Source organism: Haemophilus haemolyticus (assembly GCF_001008205.1).
Lineage (GTDB): Bacteria > Pseudomonadota > Gammaproteobacteria > Enterobacterales > Pasteurellaceae > Haemophilus > Haemophilus haemolyticus_Q.
The window spans coordinates 111362-131188 of sequence record NZ_LCTK01000006.1; the positions used below are offsets into that span (position 1 = coordinate 111362).

The 19827-nt window shown below is 39.9% G+C and carries 19 protein-coding genes and 1 pseudogene; 1 reads left to right on the forward strand and 19 read right to left on the reverse strand.

Annotated elements, in window-relative coordinates:
- Positions 1–110 precede the first annotated feature (110 nt).
- From AAX18_RS01860 to trmB, 9 genes and pseudogenes are all read right to left on the reverse strand, one after another.
- Entirely contained in the window at positions 111–713 is a 603-nt protein-coding gene (locus AAX18_RS01860; RefSeq protein ID WP_046952769.1) for a cytochrome c3 family protein, read from the reverse strand.
- Positions 714–727: 14 nt separating this feature from the next.
- Positions 728–1171 carry a nitrate reductase cytochrome c-type subunit gene (locus AAX18_RS01865; RefSeq protein WP_005636511.1) on the reverse strand — a complete coding sequence of 148 codons (444 nt, stop codon included), beginning with the start codon at positions 1169–1171 and terminating at the stop codon, positions 728–730.
- Positions 1172–1176: 5 nt separating this feature from the next.
- Entirely contained in the window at positions 1177–2040 is an 864-nt protein-coding gene (gene napH, locus AAX18_RS01870) for a quinol dehydrogenase ferredoxin subunit NapH (RefSeq protein WP_005635182.1), read from the reverse strand.
- Positions 2040–2878, reverse strand: a pseudogene (gene napG, locus AAX18_RS01875) (ferredoxin-type protein NapG). The gene napH and the pseudogene napG overlap by 1 nt, the downstream one beginning before the upstream one ends.
- A 54-nt stretch (positions 2879–2932) precedes the next feature.
- Entirely contained in the window at positions 2933–5416 is a 2484-nt protein-coding gene (gene napA, locus AAX18_RS01880; RefSeq protein WP_046952771.1) for a nitrate reductase catalytic subunit NapA, read from the reverse strand.
- Positions 5417–5571: 155 nt separating this feature from the next.
- Positions 5572–5853 carry a chaperone NapD gene (locus AAX18_RS01885; protein ID WP_046952772.1) on the reverse strand — a complete coding sequence of 94 codons (282 nt, stop codon included), beginning with the start codon at positions 5851–5853 and terminating at the stop codon, positions 5572–5574.
- Entirely contained in the window at positions 5846–6376 is a 531-nt protein-coding gene (napF, locus tag AAX18_RS01890) for a ferredoxin-type protein NapF (protein WP_046952773.1), read from the reverse strand. The genes AAX18_RS01885 and napF overlap by 8 nt, the downstream gene beginning before the upstream one ends.
- A gap of 214 nt (positions 6377–6590) precedes the next feature.
- Positions 6591–6935, reverse strand: coding sequence for a YggL family protein (locus AAX18_RS01895; protein WP_005632159.1), 345 nt, complete (start codon positions 6933–6935; stop codon positions 6591–6593).
- Positions 6936–7052: 117 nt separating this feature from the next.
- Positions 7053–7793, reverse strand: coding sequence for a tRNA (guanosine(46)-N7)-methyltransferase TrmB (trmB, locus tag AAX18_RS01900; RefSeq protein ID WP_046952774.1), 741 nt, complete (start codon positions 7791–7793; stop codon positions 7053–7055).
- A gap of 84 nt (positions 7794–7877) precedes the next feature.
- Here trmB and priA point away from each other — a divergent pair, with 84 nt between their 5' ends.
- Complete coding sequence (gene priA / locus AAX18_RS01905; protein ID WP_046952775.1) at positions 7878–10070, forward strand: primosomal protein N'; 2193 nt, start codon at positions 7878–7880, stop codon at positions 10068–10070.
- Positions 10071–10111: 41 nt separating this feature from the next.
- On the opposite strand, the gene AAX18_RS01910 is transcribed toward priA, so the two are convergent.
- From AAX18_RS01910 to epmB, 10 genes are all read right to left on the reverse strand, one after another.
- Positions 10112–11158, reverse strand: coding sequence for an AI-2E family transporter (locus AAX18_RS01910; protein WP_046952776.1), 1047 nt, complete (start codon positions 11156–11158; stop codon positions 10112–10114).
- Complete coding sequence (glnB, locus tag AAX18_RS01915) at positions 11158–11496, reverse strand: nitrogen regulatory protein P-II (RefSeq protein ID WP_005627040.1); 339 nt, start codon at positions 11494–11496, stop codon at positions 11158–11160. The genes AAX18_RS01910 and glnB overlap by 1 nt, the downstream gene beginning before the upstream one ends.
- 1 nt (position 11497) lies before the next feature.
- Positions 11498–12091: a molybdopterin adenylyltransferase gene (gene mog, locus AAX18_RS01920; RefSeq protein ID WP_046952777.1), complete on the reverse strand. Its 594-nt coding sequence runs from the start codon at positions 12089–12091 to the stop codon at positions 11498–11500.
- Between the two features lie 82 nt (positions 12092–12173).
- The gene (locus AAX18_RS01925) at positions 12174–12530 is read right to left on the reverse strand and encodes a diacylglycerol kinase (protein ID WP_005627042.1); all 357 of its coding nucleotides are present in this window, start codon (positions 12528–12530) and stop codon (positions 12174–12176) included.
- Positions 12531–12544: 14 nt separating this feature from the next.
- Positions 12545–14776 (reverse strand): GTP diphosphokinase, encoded by a 2232-nt coding sequence (gene relA / locus AAX18_RS01930; RefSeq protein WP_046952778.1) that lies wholly within the window; start codon positions 14774–14776, stop codon positions 12545–12547.
- 77 nt (positions 14777–14853) lie between these two features.
- Positions 14854–16170 carry a 23S rRNA (uracil(1939)-C(5))-methyltransferase RlmD gene (gene rlmD / locus AAX18_RS01935; RefSeq protein WP_005627044.1) on the reverse strand — a complete coding sequence of 439 codons (1317 nt, stop codon included), beginning with the start codon at positions 16168–16170 and terminating at the stop codon, positions 14854–14856.
- The gene (gene recO, locus AAX18_RS01940; RefSeq protein WP_005627045.1) at positions 16170–16880 is read right to left on the reverse strand and encodes a DNA repair protein RecO; all 711 of its coding nucleotides are present in this window, start codon (positions 16878–16880) and stop codon (positions 16170–16172) included. Before recO ends, rlmD begins: the two co-directional genes overlap by 1 nt.
- Positions 16881–16882: 2 nt before the next feature.
- Positions 16883–17287, reverse strand: a complete 405-nt coding sequence (locus AAX18_RS01945) for a hypothetical protein (RefSeq protein ID WP_046952779.1) — start codon at positions 17285–17287, stop codon at positions 16883–16885.
- Between the two features lie 47 nt (positions 17288–17334).
- A complete protein-coding gene (oapA, locus tag AAX18_RS01950; protein ID WP_005627046.1) occupies positions 17335–18702 on the reverse strand; it encodes an opacity-associated protein OapA in 1368 nt (455 codons plus the stop codon).
- Positions 18703–18786: 84 nt separating this feature from the next.
- On the reverse strand, positions 18787–19803 hold the full coding sequence (gene epmB, locus AAX18_RS01955; RefSeq protein ID WP_005627047.1) for an EF-P beta-lysylation protein EpmB: 1017 nt from the start codon (positions 19801–19803) through the stop codon (positions 18787–18789).
- Between the last annotated feature and the right edge of the window lie 24 nt (positions 19804–19827).

Consider the following 19827-nt stretch of genomic DNA (forward strand, 5'->3'; position numbering starts at 1 on the left):
ATAGGCTTTAAATAAAGACTAACATCAATAGATTATCTTGTATAAACACAAAATAAAAATACCGCACTTATTAGATAAGCGCGGTATTTTTTCACAATATTTTGAGAAAATTATTTCTCGTCTTTGAATCCTGACTCAACGCCACTCATATCTGGTAGTTGGTGTGCAATACCTTTGTGACAGTCGATACAAGTTTTACCTTCAGTCTTCATTTTTTCATGCATACGTGCAGCCACAGAACGTTGATCGTTAAAGTTCATACGATCTACTTTATGACAGTTACGGCATTCTTTAGAATCATTAGCTTTCATACGAGCCCATTCGTTTTCAGCCATTTCTAAACGATGCGCATTGAATTTTTCTAATGTATCCACTTTTCCAGTGTAGTGAGCAAATACTTCTTTCGCCGCAACAATTTTACGTTTTATTTTAGGGCCAAATTCATGCGGCACATGGCAGTCTGGACAACTTGCGCCCACACCTGTACGAGTTTGATAATGCACGCTATGTAAATATTCTGGATAAGCATCTTGGGTATGACAACTCGCACAGAACTGCTCAGTGTTAGTTTTCTCTAGACCATAGTTAAAACCAACCCAAGAAAGAATACCACCGATAGCTGATAAAATAATAATCGTACCTATCGCCATACGGCTTGGTTTTCTAAACCATTGCCAGAAACGCTTTAAGATATTTGGTTTTTTCTCAGACATATAGACCTCTTAAATTAGTTTCCGTAACCTTTCATCGGTTTGAAATCATTTGGAACAATCGGATCTACGTTTGATTGAGAAACGTGACATTGTAAACAGAAATAACGACGTGGTGATGAGCTTGAACCCACTTTACCATCACGATCCATAAAGTGAGTTGGGCTGATTCGAGTTGCACCACTCAAACGAGAATTTTCTGGGCTGTGACAATTTAAACATTGGTTCGCATTTTTTGTCACTTGATAATTTGCAACACTATGTGGAACCATTGGAGGTTGGTTTACATAGTTTAATGCTGGTAATTCACCTTGACGCGGTGCATTATGAAATGCTGGAGCAATATTTTCTGCCGCTTGAGTTAAATCTTTTCCCACTGCTGGTGCATCAGATGCCATCAGTGAGCCAGCAAAAAGTGCGGTAAATAATCCCGCTAAAATTTTAGATACCTGTTTAGTCATATTAATCACTCCCCTGAATGATCGAATCTGGTCGAAAATTTAAAAACTTTTTCAGCGCAAACGTCAATACAACGTCCGCAGCTGATGCAATCTTTGGAAAGCACAAGTAGGCTTTCGTCTTTTTTTCCATGTAAAGGTGAACGTAACACTTGGGCTTCGGGACAAACATTGTAACAATCCATACAATTATCGCATTTTGCACGATCAATCACTTTGATACGGATTAAACTTTTTGCACCAATCACACCATAAGCAGCACCAATTGGGCAAAGGTGTCCACACCAGCCATGTTCTGCAATCAATAAATCAAAAAGAAAAATAACAAGCAATAGCCAGCCTGTTGCACCAAAGCCAAATATGAAGGCACGGCCAAGTGCAGCCACTGGATTAACCCACTCCCAAAGCAACATTCCGCTTACGCAACTGCCTAGTAAAATAAGCGCAAGAATGCCATAACGTAAACCGCGCGAAATTTTTGCCGTTTGGCGAATGCCTAACTTACGGCGTAGCCACGCAGCACAGTCCGTCACAACATTTAGCGGACATACCCAACCACAAAATACTTTACTACCAAGTACTGCGTAGAATAACACAATAATTGCTGCACCAATCAAGGTGAGAGCATCAGGTAAATGTCTTGCAGCCAAGCTTTCTGCTGTAATTAAAGGGTCGCTTAATGGAATAGTATCGAGCAATAAGCTTCCACTATAATTGCCTTTTAAAATCCACACGCCAAAATAAGGACCGCTTAAAAACATCGCAAGAATGCTAAGTTGGCTTAGTCGACGCCAAAACAAAAAGCGGTTTGCATACCACCAGCCCCATTTTTCTCGCGATTCTTTACCTGCAAATTTTGGTGTATTTGCCATTATTTGCCACTCCCTAAAATAGGTGCAAGCACGGGTTCTGCCGGTTCAAGAATTACAGTTGCTCCTTCTGGAGTGCGAGTCGGCAACGAAATCATATCTTTAGGCGCAAGAGAATGGCCAGCTTTCGCTTTTTCTTCCCAGCTTAAACGATAATGTTTACCTAACATACCTTTTGCAAGATCCATTGGTAAAACCTTAATCGCAGCCTCTTCTAACACACAAGCTTGCTCACATTTTCCACATCCGGTACAGGCGTCAGAATGTACTGTTGGAATAAATAACGCATGCTTATCAGAACGTGGATTATGTTGTTTTTCCAATGTAATCGCTTTATCGATTAATGGACAAACCCGATAACAAACATCGCAACGTAACCCTTGCCAGTTCAAGCAAGTTTCGTGGTCTAACAATACTGACAGCCCCATACGCGACTCATTAATATTTGTCGCATTACGATCAAGCGCGCCTGTTGGACAAGCATGAGCACAAGGAATGTCAGGGCACATTTCGCAAGGTTTATCACGCGCAATAAAATACGGTGTTCCCGCTTCTACTGGCGATAATAAAGATGCTAAATGCAGCATGTCATAAGGACAGGCTTGAACACATTGCCCACAACGAATACAAGCGGCAGAAAACGCTTTCGCATCTTGCAAAGCAAACGGCGGGCGTAATGGCACACCTTCGCGAGCAAGACTTTGATTTTGCTGCAATCCCAACAAAATCCCAACACCAGCTAAACCACCCGCAGTACGGGTTGCTTCTTTGAGAAATTTTCTACGTTCAGGATTGAGTGCTGGTTTCTTCATTTTCTTTTAGATTTTAACCGCACTTTCATCCTCCTCTTTTATTAATAAGGGAAAATAAAGTGCGGTTGATTTTTACATGGTTTTTACGCAGCCTTTTCCACTTTTACCGCACATTTTTTGAAGTCGGTTTCTTTTGAAATTGGGTCTGTCGCATCTAGCGTTAAGCTATTTGCAAGCTGACCAGCATCAAAGAAAGTGGTAAATACTAAGCCACGAGGTGGTTTATTACGTCCGCGAGTATCTAAGTAAGAAATCATTTCGCCTCGACGAGATGAAATCTTAATTTTATCGCCATGGCGTAAACCACGAGCTTCAGCATCTAATGGGTGCATCCAAACAAGGTTATTCGGCATAGCACGGTGTAATTCAGGCACACGACGAGTCATAGTACCAGTATGCCAATGCTCTAGAACGCGACCAGTAGATAACCATAAATCATATTCTTTATCTGGAGACTCAGCTGCAGGCTCATAAGGTACCGCAAGAATAATCGCTTTCTTGTCTGGATAACCGTAGAATGCCACACCTTCACCTTCTTTAACGTACGGATCGTAGCCTTCACGGTAACGCCATAAGGTTTCTTTACCTTCGACAACCGGCCAGCGTAAACCACGCGCTTTGTGATACATTTCAAACGGAGCCAAGTCATGGCCATGACCGCGACCAAATTCAGCATATTCTTCAAATAAACCTTTGTGTACATAGTAACCAAAGTGTTCTGATTCGTCGTTTAATTGGCCTTCAGCAAGTTCGCTTAACGGGAATTTATCTACTTGACCATTTCTGAAGAGTACATCATATAAAGTTTTACCTCTATATTCAGGCATTTGTGCAAGTAATTCTTCTGTCCACATTTCATCAGTTGTGAAGTATTTTGCAAACTCCATTAATTGCCATAAGTCTGATTTTGATTCACCTGGTGCTTTTACTTGTTGACGCCAGAATTGAGTACGACGTTCCGCATTACCGTAAGCACCTTCTTTTTCTACCCACATTGCAGTTGGAAGAATTAAGTCAGCAGAAAGTGCGGATACAGTTGGATAAGGATCGGATACAACAACGAAGTTGCCTTCTTTACGCCAGCCTGGTAAACGATCTTGATTAATGTTTGGACCAGCTTGCATATTGTTGTTACACATTTGCCATAGCACATTCATTTTACCATCGTTCATTGCACGATCTTGTGCAATTGTGTCCAAACCAACTTTTTCAGAAACCGTACCTTTTGGTAATTTCCAAATACGTTCCGCTGTTTCACGGTGTTTAGGATTAGTTACCACTAAGTCTGCCGGTAAACGATGAGGGAATGAACCAACTTCACGCGCTGTGCCACAAGCAGAAGGTTGACCTGTTAATGAGAATGGTCCACAACCTGGAAGTGAGATTTTCCCAGTTAATAAGTGGATATTATAAATTAGTTGGTTTGCCCACACACCACGAGTGTGTTGGTTGAAGCCCATTGTCCAGAAAGACACCACTTTTTTGCTTGGATCAGCATAAAGTTTTGCTAAAGTTTCAAGTTGAGTCTTATCCACACCAGACATTTCAGATACTTTTTCAAGTGTATATTCAGACACAATTTGTTTTAATTCTTCGAAAGAAGAATCATACATTTTGCCCGCAGTTTTACGGTTAGTATCTTTTTCTAATGGATTTTCAGGACGTAAACCGTAACCAATATTGGTTTCACCACGTTTGAATTTAGTGTGTTTGTTCACAAAATCGTGGTTTACAGCATTGTTCTGAATTAAATAATTGATGATGTAGTTCATGATCGCCAAATCGGTTTGTGGTGTAAATACCAAACCGTGATCAGCAAGTTCGAAACTACGATGCTCGTAAGTAGAAAGTACAGTTACACGAACATCAGGATTAGAAATACGGCGATCAGTAATACGAGACCACAAAATTGGGTGCATTTCCGCCATATTTGAGCCCCAAAGAACGAAAGCATCTGCATGTTCAATGTCGTTATAACAACCCATAGGTTCATCCATACCGAAGGTACGCATAAACGCAACTGCCGCCGATGCCATACAGTGACGTGCATTCGGGTCTACGTTGTTAGAACGGAAACCTGCTTTCCAAAGTTTGTTCTTCGCGTAGCCTTCCCAAATGGTAGACTGACCAGAACTGAACATACCTACTGCATTTTGACCGTTCTTTTTGAAAGCTTCTTTGAATTTTTCAGCCATTGTTTTGAACGCAAAATCCCAAGAAACAGGCGTAAAATCGCCGTTCTTATCAAATTTTCCGTTTGTCATACGTAAAAGTGGCTGAGTTACACGGTCTTTACCGTACATAATTTTCGGTAAGAAGTAACCTTTAATACAGTTTAAACCACGGTTTACTTCTGCATCTGGATCGCCTTGAGATGCCACAACACGTCCATCTTTAGTACCCACTAATACTGCACAACCGGTACCACAGAAACGACATACTGCTTTGTCCCATTTAATTTCGGATTCAGCCGCAACCACATTTTTGACTGGGATGGTTAGCCCCGCAGCCGTTGCCGCAGCTACAGCTGCGTTGGCTTTCATAAAGTCTCGACGACTTAAACTCATCGCGTTTCCCCCACGTTAAACACTGATTTATTATTAAATGTAAACTTTTTTACACACCTATAAGGCATTAGCCTTACGATAAGAGAAAAAACTTTTCCTTTATCTTTTAAGTATTTCCCTTGCTTACAAGAGAATAAAGGTATTGTTATAGTAATTTATTTCTTCTGCTCGTCTTGCTCGTGATACACCAATGACACATTAATAACACCATCAATGTCTTTCACGCTTTCCATATTATCTAGCAGAATATGTTGATCATGCGATTGCATCACTACGACCATCTTTCCAAATTTTTCATCAAAAGTTGGAATTTCAGTATGCTCAATCGCTAAAAGTGCGGTTCGAATTGCCGCAAATTTTTCCGGATTACCTTGAACAATTAGCCCAACAACATGCCAATCTTTTGCGCTTTCCAGAGATAAATTTGTATTACTCATTTTGTTTTAGATAACTAATTTTAATCGCATTCACCAGACACCCCTGTAAACAAGCCCCACAGCCGTTACAAACATCCGTATTCACTAAAGGCTGCGCCACTCCACCCATTTGCAGACGAAAACTAATTGCTCTCATCGGGCAACTGTCTTGGCAAGAACGGCACTCAATGCGATGTTGGCTTAAACAAGCCATGCCAATTTCGATTTTGTGTAACCAAGGTTTTTCATCACGAGAATGAAAAATAGGTTGTTTACACACATCTACGCATTTTCCACAAAAAGTACATTCGCCATTATCAAAACGAACTTCTGGAAAGCCTCCATCGCCTTTCACCAAAATATTGGTTTCACAAACAGAAAGACAATCGCCACAGCGAGTACATTGCTCCACAAAAATAGAATTTTCCATAGCCCAAGGTGGGCGAATTCCATCAAAGCCTTGTTTTTGCTCATTTTCTGAATGTAAAGACGTTAAGAATTTACCTCGTAAAAACTGTCTGCGGGGTAAGTTTTCAACGGTCATCGAGCGTGCCTTTTGTGAATAAATAAACAAATGCTTTTTTAAGGTGTAGAATTATGCGACGCAACAGCTACAATATAAACTACCTAAAATGGGTAGATCGTTAAATTATTGAGCTTTATTTGTGATAGATCAAAAAATCTAAAGCGTGGTGAATTTCGCTAATATTTTTAATAAAACAGCACCGCGATTTATGCCATGCTGTTTTTAAATCAAATTACTCTGCTTTTGCTGGATATTCCCACCAAATATCAAATAATTCGCTTACTTCAATTTGTTGCAAACCATTTGTTTCTAACCATTTTTTCACAGTTTCACGGTGGCTTTCATCACATTTACCAATTTTTTCTAGGCAAACTAAACCTTCCCAATGTAAATACCCGCTACCTTCATAAGCTAGACCATTTGGTTGAATCACTTCGTTAATAAAACGATCAACGATTTCATCCACAGTTTCAATCGCAGTACCTTCTGCAAATTGGAAATTTACAAGAAAACCAAGTTCTTGAAATTCAGCGAGGTGAAGTTTTTTGCGTTGACGTTGATTGTAAGATTTAGACATGGTATTTCTCCTATTAAGGCCGTATTCAAATCAGTATTCTATATTAAATTCGTGAATTTGGCATCGGATTTCCCCAACATCAATCTTCACCCAAAAGTTAATTTGCCCAAAATAGGCTTATTTCTTCACAAAGTATAAATCCCAAACACCATGACCAAGTCTGTGGCCTCTGGCTTCAAATTTAGTTAAAGGTCTAAAATCTGGTCTTGGAATATAATCACCATTTTTCGAGGTATTCACTAAATCGATGTTTGCGCTTAATACTTCTAGCATTTGCTCAGCATAATTTTCCCAGTCTGTCGCCATATGGATAAAACCATTTCCACCTAATTTTTGTACAACTTGTGCCACAAAGTGCGGTTGAACAATACGACGTTTATGATGTTTTGCTTTATGCCAAGGATCTGGGAAAAATAACTGCAAACCGCCAAGCGCACCATCTGCAATACTGTCACGTAAAATTTCCGTGGCATCATGACAAATCACGCGTAAATTCGTCACACCTTTTTCCACTGCATAAGCAATACAAGCACCAACACCCGGAGTATGAACTTCAATGCCAAGATAATTCTTGTCAGGATTAGCAAAAGCCATATCCACAAGCGATTTTCCCATTCCAAAGCCAATTTCTAATACAACCAGATTATCATTGCCGTAAATCTTCGCAAAATCAAAAGGTTCCGTTTGATAATCTAAACCAAGTGTTCCCCAATTATCATTCATCATGTTTTTCTGAAATTCACTCAAACGACCTGTTCGGAGCACAAAACTACGGACTTTGCGTTTATAGCGGCCATCTTCGGTAAATTCTGCGGTTTCAACGGTTTTACGTTTTTGATCAGCAAAAGTTTGTGTCATAAAAATCTTGTTCGTAAAAAAAATTGGCGGCGATTATACACGTTTTTCTCGTATAATAGGGCAAATTTTTTCCCAAGGTTGATTATGAAAATGGTCCGAGTGGCACTGGCTGTGCCGCTTCCTCGTTTATTTGATTATCTCGTCCCCGATGATGTTTTATTACAAATCGGTATGCGTGTTCTTGTACCTTTTGGTACGCAAAAACGCGTCGCCATCGTGACTGGTTTTCCGACAAAATCGGACGTGCCTGAGGATAAGCTCAAAGCTATTCTTCAACCATTGGATTTAGCACCACTCTTTACCCCCATTTATTGGGATTGGCTTCATTGGGCAGCAAATTATTATCAAGCGGGATTAGGCGATGTGTTATTTCAAGCCTTGCCTGTGAAATTACGCAACGGCGAAAGTGCGGTAAAAAATGACCGCACTTTTTGGCGAATTACAGATGCGGGGAAAAATGCGCTTGAACAAGGCCTGTTAAAACGCTCAAAAAAGCAAATTGAAGCCCTACAATGCTTATCTGAAACTGATCTTGAAAAAGGCAATAATGATTTTTCCTCTGCGATTTGGTCAACCTTAAAAGCCAAAGGGTTTATTGAGGAAATTACTATCCAAACAAAGCCCCTAAGCTGGCAACAAAGCTTAGGCAATAACCCAATTATCAATGCTGAAAATCGCTTAATCTTAAATAAGCAGCAAGCCTTAGCGTTTAGTCAACTGATCTTTCATTCTGGTTTCAATGTATGGCTGCTCGATGGGGTAACTGGTTCAGGCAAAACAGAAATTTATCTGCAGTATATTGAAGAAATTTTAAAATCGGGTAAGCAAGTATTAGTGCTTGTACCCGAAATCGGGTTAACACCACAAACGGTGCAACGTTTCAAAGCGCGTTTCAACGTAGAAATTGATGTTCTTCATTCTAATTTAACCGATACGCAACGGCTTTATGTATGGGATCGCGCCCGCTCTGGACAAAGTGCCATTGTGATTGGCACGAGATCGGCATTGTTCACGCAATTTTCTAATCTTGGTGCAATTATTTTGGACGAAGAACACGACGCGTCTTACAAACAGCAAGACAGTTGGCGTTATCACGCGCGAGACTTGGCGATTGTACTGGCTCAAAAACTAAATATTGCCGTATTAATGGGCTCCGCCACGCCAAGTTTAGAAAGTATTAATAATGTACAAAACGGCAAATACCAACATTTAGTTTTATCAAAAAGAGCGGGGAATTCTACCGCACTTCGTCATTTCGTTGTTGATTTGAAAAATCAAAACATACAAAACGGGCTTTCAAAACCCTTATTAGAACGGATGAAAGCTCACCTCGAAAAAGGCAATCAAGTGTTGCTTTTCTTAAATCGTCGTGGCTTTGCGCCCGTATTGCTTTGCCATGAATGTGGTTGGATCGCACAATGCCCGCATTGTGAAAAACCTTATACCTATCATCAGCATCAAAATGTATTGCGTTGTCATCATTGTGGTGCTCAAAAAACAATTCCTCGACAATGTGGTGATTGTGGCTCGACTCATTTAGTCACTACAGGTCTCGGCACAGAACAATTAGAAGAAACCTTGAAAACGCTATTTCCTAATTATTCTGTGGCTCGAATCGACCGCGATAGCACTGCGCGTAAAGGGAAATTGGAAGGTTATTTAGAAGATATTCAACAAGGCAAAAGCCAAATTTTGATTGGCACACAAATGCTGGCGAAAGGACATCATTTTCCGAATGTTACTCTCGTTGCCTTAGTGAATGTAGATAGTGCATTATTTTCACTGGATTTTCGTGCAGAAGAACGTTTAGCTCAACTTTATATTCAAGTTGCTGGTCGAGCTGGACGTGCCGATAAACAAGGTGAGGTGGTGCTACAAACACATTATCCTGATCACCCTTTGCTTACCACGTTATTAGCGAATGGCTACCAAGCTTTTGCAAAAGAAACCTTACAATTACGTCATTCAATAGGATTGCCGCCTTTCACTTTTCAGGCGTTATTCAAAGCACAGGCTCGACATTCTGATCTTGCAGAAAATTGCTTAAGCCAGATTGCAGATTTTTTTCAATCAAAGCAAATTACAGGATTACAAATGCTTGGTCCAATGCCTGCGCCGTTCAGCAAAAAAGCGGGGCAATATCGCTGGCAGTTATTATTGCAACATCCGTCAAGAATGACGTTGCAAAAAGCATTGCGAGAATATCAACAAGCCGAACTAGAAAAAAACAGCCAAGTGCGGTTAATTTTGGACGTCGATCCGCAAGACTTATCATAAAAAAAATGCGGTGAAAATTCACCGCACTTTCTCTATAAAATCTATTTGAAATCTTCAACATCACCTAATAGACAGGCATATTTTGCCGTATTGGGACTCGACTCCAAGGCAATTTTTAATGCCATCGTCAAAGGAACAGAAAGTAGCATTCCCACGGTTCCAAGCAGCCATCCCCAAAACAATAATGAGAGGAACACCACTAAGGTTGAAAGCCCTAATCGTTGCCCCATCATTTTAGGTTCAATAATGTTACCAACAACCATATTGATCGCAATAACACCAACTGCCACGCCAAAGCCAGCACCAAAACCGTTCAATAATAAGGCTTGCACAATAATTGGAATAGCTGCAATGATAGAACCAATATTCGGAATATAATTCAGCAAGAAACTCAAGGTTGCCCACAAAATTGCATATTGAACCCCACAGGCTTCCAACAAAATAAAAATACCAACGCCAGTAAGCAAGCTCGTGATACTTTTAATGCCGAGATAACCAATTACGCCTTGTAAAACGCGATCAATATGGCGTTCTTCTTTGGCTGCGTCATGAGGTGTTGAACTAATCACCATTGCAAATTTATGTTTCATCGTTGGTGCTTCAGCAAGCATAAAAATCACGACCAACACCAAAACAAACACATTACTCACCACACCAGAAAAATTCAGCAATACTCGGCTCACAAAATTCATAATGATGCTTGGGTCAAAATTTTCTTGGATAGTTTCACGCGAAAGCGTGAAAGGCAGATTGAAACGTTGCAACAATCCAGTTAAATCACTCACACGTTGTGAAAGCAAAACTTTATATTGTGGAATTGATTGGGTAAATTCTCTTGCAGTGCTGTTAATCAGCCCGACTAAGAAGAAAAACACCAAAGAAATCAAGACGAAAAGCAAAGTAATGGCTAACCAATGAGGAATTCGGCGTTGCGTCATCGCCTTAATCATCGGTGAACAAATTATCGCGATAAATAGCGATAGTAAAAATGGCACCACAATTTCTGCAGCCAATTTTACGCCAGCTAAGATAATAATCACCGAAGCAATGCCAAGCAAAGTGCGGTGTAAATTTAAATTATTTTGCACTAAATCGCATCCTCGTTTTCTTCGCCCGTGCGAATGCGGATCGCTCTCTCAACGTTATAAACAAAAATTTTGCCGTCACCGATTTTACCTGTTTGTGCCGTTTCAATAATCGCTTCAATACATTGATCCACAAGCTCATCAGGAACCACTACTTCCAATTTCACTTTCGGCAGAAAATCCACCATATATTCAGCACCACGATAAAGTTCTGTATGACCTTTTTGGCGACCAAATCCGCGCACTTCCGTGATTGTCATACCTGAAATACCAATATCTGAAAGACTTTCTCGCACATCGTCTAATTTAAACGGTTTGATCATTGCTTCGATTTTTTTCATGTTATTTCTCCAGATTTTCACGTCTTGCTGATTTAGGGCGGAAACTTTCGATGATTTCAGGCTTGGTATCAATATATAAGCCGTTAATCAGTTGCAAACAATAAGGCACTGCACTAAAAATGCCTTTTACAAGCACATTTCCTTCTTTATCTTTCACGCCTTCTAAGGTTTCTTTAATCGCTTTAGGCTGACCTGGAAGATTTAAAATCAAGCTTTCCTTACGAATCACACCCACTTGGCGGGATAAAATTGCGGTGGGCACAAAATGCAAACTCACTTGACGCATTTGTTCGCCAAAACCCGGCATTTCTCTATCCGCTACCGCAAGGGTTGCATCAGGCGTTACATCGCGTTTTGCTGGCCCTGTTCCACCTGTTGTCAGGACTAAATGGCAACCTTGTTCATCCACTAACTCTTTTAATGTTTGTTCAATAACTGGATGCTCATCGGGGATTAATCTTGTTTCCAAATGGAAAGGATCGACAAGTGCTTGTTCTAACCAAGCCTGTAATTCTGGGATACCTTGATCTTGATATACGCCTGCAGATGCACGATCAGAAACAGACACAAGACCAATTTTTAAAAGTGCGGTCATATTTTTCCTTATTTTTATAAATGATTTTGACGTGATTGGATAAATCAAAAATGCGGTAAAAACTTACCGCACTTTGGAAGGGCTAGAAGAATAAAATTCCGCCCCAAACGATACCGACAATACAAAGGGCAATAAATACCGATGCAGAACCTTGATCTTTCGCACGTCCTGAAAGTTCGTGGCGTTCTGTACCAATTCGATCAACGACAGCTTCCACCGCACTGTTTAAAAGCTCTAATGCCATCACAAGCAAAACAGAAGAAATCATCAAAATAATTTCAATTTTTGTTTCGCCTAAAAAGAAAGCAAGAGGAATTAAAATACAGGCTAAAAAACATTCGTGGCGAAAGGCCGTTTCATTTTTAAACGCACTTTTTAAGCCTTGTAATGAATATTTAGTGGAATTGATTAAATGGGTTAGCCCCGTCGTTTTATACATAAATTTTCCTATTTTTATAAACGTTTCGCTTCGATAACATCATCTAATTTTGCTAATCGAGCCAATATTTTACTCAAACTTTCAACATTATGGAGTTCAATTTCCATATCAATAGTAGCAAGCTGTTTTTTGGTATCAGCACGGCTTGAGACCCCTAATACGCTAATTTTTTCATTTGCCAGAACCGTCGTAATATCACGCAATAAGCCATTGCGATCGCCTGCCACAATACGGATATTAATATGAAACCCACTTGCGTAATTTTCGCCCCAAATAGATTCCACCACTCGTTCTGGATGAGCAGCTTGCAAATCCAAGAATTGTTCACAATCCGCTCTGTGAATAGAAATTCCACGTCCCATTGTGATATAACCAACAATCGCATCACCAGGAATAGGTTGGCAACAACGTGCAATATGATGCATAAGGTTTCCCACACCTTCCACAATCACATAGCCATTTTTTTTCTCAGATTTCTGCTGAGAATTCACCGCACTTTTATTAGCAACATGACGCAAAATCTCTTGATCAGCTTCTTCAGCGGTCACTTTAATCAATTTACTTTGCAAGAAATTGATTAAGTTATTTAAACGAATATCGCCACTGCCAATGCCCGCATAAAGATCGTCCAAATTTTTCAAGTTATAGCGTGGTAACGCATAAGGTTCCACTTGCTTAATATTTAAATTTAAACGCGCTAATTCATTATCGAGTAATTCTTTACCCGCTGGAATATTTTTATCGCGATCTTGTTTTTTAAACCACGCCTGGATTTTGGCTCGAGATTTTGCAGTGTGAGTAAATCCTAAATTTGGGTTTAGCCAGTCACGGCTCGGGTTCGGGTTTTTCTGGGTAATAATATCGATTTGATCACCCATTTGTAGCTGATAGGTAAATGGCACAATACGTCCCGCTACTTTTGCTCCGATGCAGCGATGACCAATTTCACTATGAATTGCATAAGCAAAATCTAATGGTGTAGATCCCGTTGGCAAATCCACTACTTCGCCTTTTGGCGTAAACACATACACGCGGTCATCAAACACTTGGCTACGCAACTCTGCCATCACTTCGCCTGAATCCGTAATATCATCTTGCCAAGCTAGCAATTTGCGTAACCATGCAATTTTTTCTTCATAGGCAGACATACTGCCTGTATTGCCTTCTTTATATTTCCAGTGAGCCGCCACACCTAACTCTGCATCATCATGCATTTGTTGGGTTCGAATTTGCACTTCAATTGGCTTGCCACCTTTACCTAAAACAACTGTATGAATAGATTGATAACCGTTCGGTTTCGGGTTCGCGACATAATCGTCAAATTCTTTGGGTAAGTGTTTAAATTGAGTATGAACAATCCCAAGTGCGGTATAACAATCTTGCAATTTTTGCACGATAATTCTGACCGCTCTTACATCATATAAACCGCTAAACTCAAGATGCTTTTTCTGCATTTTGCGCCAAATACTGTAAATATGTTTCGGACGACCATAGACTTCCACTTGCTCGATATTTTCGCGTAAATAACCGCTCAACTCGTTAACGAAATCAGCAATGTAATGTTCACGATCAAGACGACGTTCCTGCAATAATTTAGCAATAGCGCGATATTGTTCAGGATGGAGATAACGGAAGCAGTAATCTTCTAACTCCCATTTCAACTGACCAATCCCAAGACGATTGGCAAGAGGGGCATAAATATAAGAACATTCTTTGGCTGCAAGAACTTTGTCTTCTTCAGCACAACGATGCTCTGCATCACGCAAGAAAGTAATGCGTTCGGCAAGTTTAATGATCACGCAGCGGAAATCGTCCACCATCGCCAACAACATACGGCGAACATTATCCACTTGTAACGCGTTAGCAGAATGGCTGGCATTGAGTTGACGGATATTATCCATCTCCAACACGCCTTTAAGTAATTTAGTGATTTTCGCACCAAATTTTTCTTTTAGGCCTTCCCAGTCTGTTAATTTATTTGCAACGATAGGAAACAACATTGCAGTAAGTAAGGTTTCCGCATCCATATTAAGTTCGTGCAAAATTTCTACCATTTCCACGCCAGACTGGAGCATCAAGGTAGCATTCTTCATTTCATCGGGATGGGTGCTCATTAAGTCACGTGCGTAATACCACGCATCGATCAAACTTTTTTCTGTTTGTTCTGCCAGTTTTAAGCTAGCGCACCATTGTTCAATCAAAAAATCCTGCGGATTTAACAAATGAGAACCACGAACAGCAACCATAACACCCCCTTGTTGATGAAGAGCAAGCAACTTCCTGTCGCTTTTATTTTGGGTGGATATTGTACCGAATAACCGAGTTATTTTGTAGTGAATAACGTTATCGATTCCAAATGCCCCGTATGAGGGAACATATCTATCACCGCACTTTTTTCAATCTTGTAGCCAAAATCACGTAAAATTTCCGCATCACGCACTAATGTTGCCGGATTACAAGACACATATAAAATTTTCTCTGCTTTCAACTCGCACAAAGCATTTAACGCAAAAGCTGCTCCGCTGCGTGGAGGATCGAGCAAAATTTTATTGAACGACTGACGAGCCCAAGGTTGTTCAACAAAGGATTGGTCAAGATCCGCTTGGAAAAATTCAATATTCTTGATTTGGTTTCTTGCGGCATTTTGCTCCGCTTTTTGTACCATTTCAAGAACACCTTCAATTCCTACCGCACTTTTCACGCGTTTGGCGAGAGGGAGCGTAAAATTTCCCATACCACAAAATAAATCGAGCACGCAATCCTGTTGGTTCAATTCAAGCCAATCCAACGCGGTATTGACCATACGTTCATTTAATGCACGATTTACTTGGATAAAATCACGAATATCAAAATGTAATTTTATGCCATTAGAAAATTGATAATAAGGTGCATCGCCATAGATTTGTTCAATGCTTTCATCGCTTTGTAAAAACAGCATTAACTTTTCTTGTTCAGCAAATTTGAGCAATAAAGTGCGGTCAATTTCCGCAAGTTTTTTGGTGTAACGTAACAACATTGCGACGCCATTATCGGCCGCCACAAGTTCAATATGCCCAAGCTGTTTCGGCGCAGAGAATTGTTCTAAAAGTGCGGTTAATTTAGGTAGTAAATAATTAATTGCAGGTTCTGCCACTTCGCAAGATTGAACGGTAATTAAATCGTTGGTATTTTTCTGACGAAAGCCCATCTCGATTTGTTTTGAGCTCGGGTTAAACCATAAACTCAAACGCACACGACGACGATACGCCCAAGCATCGCCATAAATCATAGGTTCAAATGAAATCGGCTCTGACTGTAATTTACTTAACCGCTTAAACAATGCGGATTCTTTCGCGTTCCTCTGCATTTCAATAGGAATATGTTGCCCTTGGCAACCACCACAACGCATAAAATGAGCACATTTAGGTTCTAAACGTTCAGGGCTTTTTATTAGCCATTTTTTTGCCGTAGCATGCCCATATTGGCGTTTATCCTCCAGAATCCGACATTCCACTTTTTCGTGCGGAAGTGCATTTTCAATAAACCAAGTTTTACCATTAATTTTCGCGACGCCTAAACCTTGATAATCTAAATCAAGAATATCAGCCGTAATGGTTTGAACATTTTTTGTTTTTTGCTTTGGGGTATAAAGAAGAACCATTATTTTAGAAGTAAAATATTTTGAGTGAATAATTCTCGGCTTTTTAGCGGTTTATCGCCAAGATAAGGTTTCAGTGCAATACGAGTAAAACGTTTTGCCGCTTGACGTACCGCCTCATCGGAAAAATCAAGGGCTTCAAAGGCTAACAAATCTCTTCCATAAAAGGTGAGATTATCTTTCACTAAGGATGCAATGAAACCTTTTTCCTCACGATAACGATATGTCATTGAGAAATCCACTGGCTCGCCAGATCCTGCACAATGCAGAAAATCCACGCCGTAACCGAGAATTTGTAAAAGTTGAAATTCAAAAAGACGTAAAGTTGGCTCAACGTTGGTTTCTGTTGCTAAGCCCGTTAAGCATTTTAAATAATGTTGAAACAGCGAAAGATTCGGCGTTTCAGGCTCAATGACACGAGTCAATAACTCATTCACATAAAAACCGCTATAAAGTGCGGTTTGTTGTAAAGGAAGTGTAATTGCGGCGGGTTCAGCTTTAGTAAGGGTTTTCAATGAACTTTTTCCCGTCCAACGCAACAATAAAGGTGTGAAAGGTTGCAAAACCGACTTCCAAGATGAACGCTTTGCTCGTGCGCCCTTGGCGATCACGGTTAGGCGACCACTTTCTTCAGTAAACAAATCGACTAAAAGACTCGTTTCACTATAAGGGCGACGATGAAGAATAAAGCCTCGCTGGAGTTCGGTTTGCACAATTAATTACCGGATAAACGCTCTACGGGTTGTAATACACATTGTTCTGCTAAAACTTCACCTAAATTAGTTTTTAGCACACTGAAATCATCGCGCTCTTGCCACGCCCAACGAATATTGCCGTAATTTTTACCGCGCTCAGAAATCATTAATGTCAATTTTTCTGACATAGAATTGAAAGTCACCGTAATGTGATGCAATGATTTTTTACGTTTTTTTTGGGTGGAATGAACCACACGAACTTGCTTATCATCTTTACACAAATAAACTTTAGCCTCACCTTTTTGCAAAGCTTTATCTACTTTTTCCACCTGCATCTTTTGCGGCTCTGGCTTCTTTGGTAAACCATTTTGAGCACAACCGATCAAGCAAAGTGCGGTTAAAATTAGAAACATTTTTTTAAACATAGAATCCTACTTGCAAAAGAAAAATGGGCGATTGCTCGCCCTAAAAATTATTTTTTATATTCATAAGAACCATCAGACTGACGAACAAATCGCGTACCGTTAGATAAACGCATTTCATTTACTCGCCCTTGACTGTTTACGGATACCGCAACTTTATCACCCGGTTTAAAGCTACTTAAAACATTGCCCGTTCCAGCTGCTTTACTCATTGCATTAACATCCGAAATATTAAGTTGATTGTCACGGAATACTTGCATAAGAGAAACGCCTTTAGGCACAGTTAATGTTTTCGCCGATGTAGTTGGTGCAGCGGATTTTGTTGCAGGTTTTGCATCAACAATTTGAACTTTAGCTTCTTTTTTAACTTGAACCGGTTTGGCTTCAACAATTGGTGCTTTTCCTGCTGTTTTAGCGACGGTTTGTTCAGTTGCTTTTGCTGGTACATGTGCTTTTTCAGCAACCTTCACTTCTTTTTTTGCGATATCTTTATGCGCAACTTGTTGTTCTACTACTTTTTTCACCGGTGGAACTGGTGCTACAACAGTTGGCGCTTTTGGCTGTTCCACTTGAGCTTGTTGAGCTTGAGTTTGTGATTGCTCAGGTTGAGCTGCTTGCATAGGTTTAGCTGAAGCTGAATCCATTGTATTTGAGGTTTGAACTGGAGCTTGAGCCATATTTTGTGACGCAACCATGTTTTGTGGCTCAGCTACGTTTTCTGCAGGTTGATTTTGAGCGGTCGCACTATTAGCCGATTCATCTGCTTTTGGCGCATTTTCAGGTTGGTTAGCTTGCTCTGCCGCCATCTGATTTTGTGCAGGAGGATTATCTAAAATCGTGGTTTCAACTGGTTGATTTTGATCTAAAGATTGGAACTGCACTGGGATTTCATTGCTGTTAGATTGAGTGAAAGACTCAACGGTGTCAGAACTTGGTTTTAATGCAAAGAAAATAATTAATAAAATGACCAACGCCAAAATAGCCATAAATAAACGGCGATGTTTTGTTGGTAATACTTGCAACACTTTCCATTTTTCTGGTTGGCTTAAAGTACGTTTTTCCGCTTGCTCAACAGTTTCTTCGGCAATAGTTTCAGTTTTAATTTCCTCTTCAACAGCAGATATTGTCTCTTCTGCAGATACAATCTGAATAACAGGCTCTTGTTCTGTTCTCAATGTTTCGCTAGAAATAAAAGGCGCGCTTTCTTGAGCAGAAGTATGCCCAAAAGTGGGTTCTTTACGCTCATGAAAATTTGTTTCTACATGATCTTTTTTAGCAAATAAACCTTTTGCTTTATCAAAAATTGACTCGCTAGGTTGCACCACTTTCTTTGGTGTAATTGGTTCAACTTGATTAAGACCTAAATCTAATTCATCTTGAGATGATTGTTCATTTTGATTTTTATTCATAGAATCCACTGGATTACTCCTGATACTTGTTGTTATTCATGTTAATTAGCCGCGGAAGTGCGGCGAAAAAATTACGCGATATTTTATCGGATCTTATTCCGCGTATAAAGTTTTATTTGGTTCGCCGGCAATTTCTCGTGCGAGTTTGGGAACAAGATAGCCAGATGTAAGAGATTGCAAAGTTTTATAAATTTGCATAGCCTCGATATCACTAATCAGAAAATGGCTCGCTCCTTGCACTTTATCTAGCAAATGCAAGTAATAAGGCAAAATTCCTGTTTGAAAAAGTTTATCGCTCAATATTTTTAGAATTTGTGCATCATCATTCACACCTTTTAGCAAAACGGATTGATTCAAAAGCGTGACATTCACGGCTTTTAATTTTTGCATCGCATGAGCAAAAACTTGGTCAATTTCATTTGGGTGATTAATGTGTGTCACCATAACAGTTTGCAAACGAGTTTCTGCTAATAAGGTACAAAATTCATCAGTAATCCGTTGCGGAATCACGACAGGCAAACGAGTATGAATACGCAAACGCTGTAAGTGCGGTATGTTTTCCAAATGTTTTATTAACCACGCTAACTCATGATCTTTCGCCATTAAAGGATCGCCACCTGAAAAAATCACTTCTTCAATTTCAGGATGCACCGCAATGTAATCTAATGCCAGTTGCCAGCTTTTTTTATTTCCTGGGTTTTCGTCGTAAGGAAAATGTCGGCGGAAGCAATAACGACAATTCACCGCACAACCACCCTTCGCCATAAAGAGCAAACGGTTTTGATATTTATGCAGAATATTCGGCACCGCATTGGCATTTTTTTCTTCTAAGGGATCCGTACTAAATCCTTCGGCTTGTACAAACTCTAGATCAGAACACATCACTTGCAAGAAAAGGGGATCTTGCGGATTACCTTTTTCTATTTTATCAATAAAAGGTTGTGGTACGCGAAGCGAAAAAAGTTTCCGCGCAGCAATAGATTGCTCAAAATCATCTTCTGGTAAATTTAAGGCTTTTAGCAATAATTTAGGATCTGAAATCGCATTTTTTAGAATTGTGAGCCAATTTTGTTCTTCTCTAATGACGGGTTCTTGGGTTAAAATACGCACTTTTCAAACCATCTCTAATTTTTA

Bases quoted from the DNA above. Each gene is read 5' to 3' on its own strand.
- AAX18_RS01860 (WP_046952769.1), bottom strand. From the start codon at position 713: ATGTCTGAGAAAAAACCAAATATCTTAAAGCGTTTCTGGCAATGGTTT.
- AAX18_RS01865 (WP_005636511.1), bottom strand. From the start codon at position 1,171: ATGACTAAACAGGTATCTAAAATTTTAGCGGGATTATTTACCGCACTT.
- napH (WP_005635182.1), bottom strand. From the start codon at position 2,040: ATGGCAAATACACCAAAATTTGCAGGTAAAGAATCGCGAGAAAAATGG.
- napA (WP_046952771.1), bottom strand. From the start codon at position 5,416: ATGAGTTTAAGTCGTCGAGACTTTATGAAAGCCAACGCAGCTGTAGCT.
- AAX18_RS01885 (WP_046952772.1), bottom strand. From the start codon at position 5,853: ATGAGTAATACAAATTTATCTCTGGAAAGCGCAAAAGATTGGCATGTT.
- napF (WP_046952773.1), bottom strand. From the start codon at position 6,376: ATGACCGTTGAAAACTTACCCCGCAGACAGTTTTTACGAGGTAAATTC.
- AAX18_RS01895 (WP_005632159.1), bottom strand. From the start codon at position 6,935: ATGTCTAAATCTTACAATCAACGTCAACGCAAAAAACTTCACCTCGCT.
- trmB (WP_046952774.1), bottom strand. From the start codon at position 7,793: ATGACACAAACTTTTGCTGATCAAAAACGTAAAACCGTTGAAACCGCA.
- priA (WP_046952775.1), top strand. From the start codon at position 7,878: ATGAAAATGGTCCGAGTGGCACTGGCTGTGCCGCTTCCTCGTTTATTT.
- glnB (WP_005627040.1), bottom strand. From the start codon at position 11,496: ATGAAAAAAATCGAAGCAATGATCAAACCGTTTAAATTAGACGATGTG.
- mog (WP_046952777.1), bottom strand. From the start codon at position 12,091: ATGACCGCACTTTTAAAAATTGGTCTTGTGTCTGTTTCTGATCGTGCA.
- AAX18_RS01925 (WP_005627042.1), bottom strand. From the start codon at position 12,530: ATGTATAAAACGACGGGGCTAACCCATTTAATCAATTCCACTAAATAT.
- relA (WP_046952778.1), bottom strand. From the start codon at position 14,776: ATGGTTGCTGTTCGTGGTTCTCATTTGTTAAATCCGCAGGATTTTTTG.
- rlmD (WP_005627044.1), bottom strand. From the start codon at position 16,170: ATGGTTCTTCTTTATACCCCAAAGCAAAAAACAAAAAATGTTCAAACC.
- AAX18_RS01945 (WP_046952779.1), bottom strand. From the start codon at position 17,287: ATGTTTAAAAAAATGTTTCTAATTTTAACCGCACTTTGCTTGATCGGT.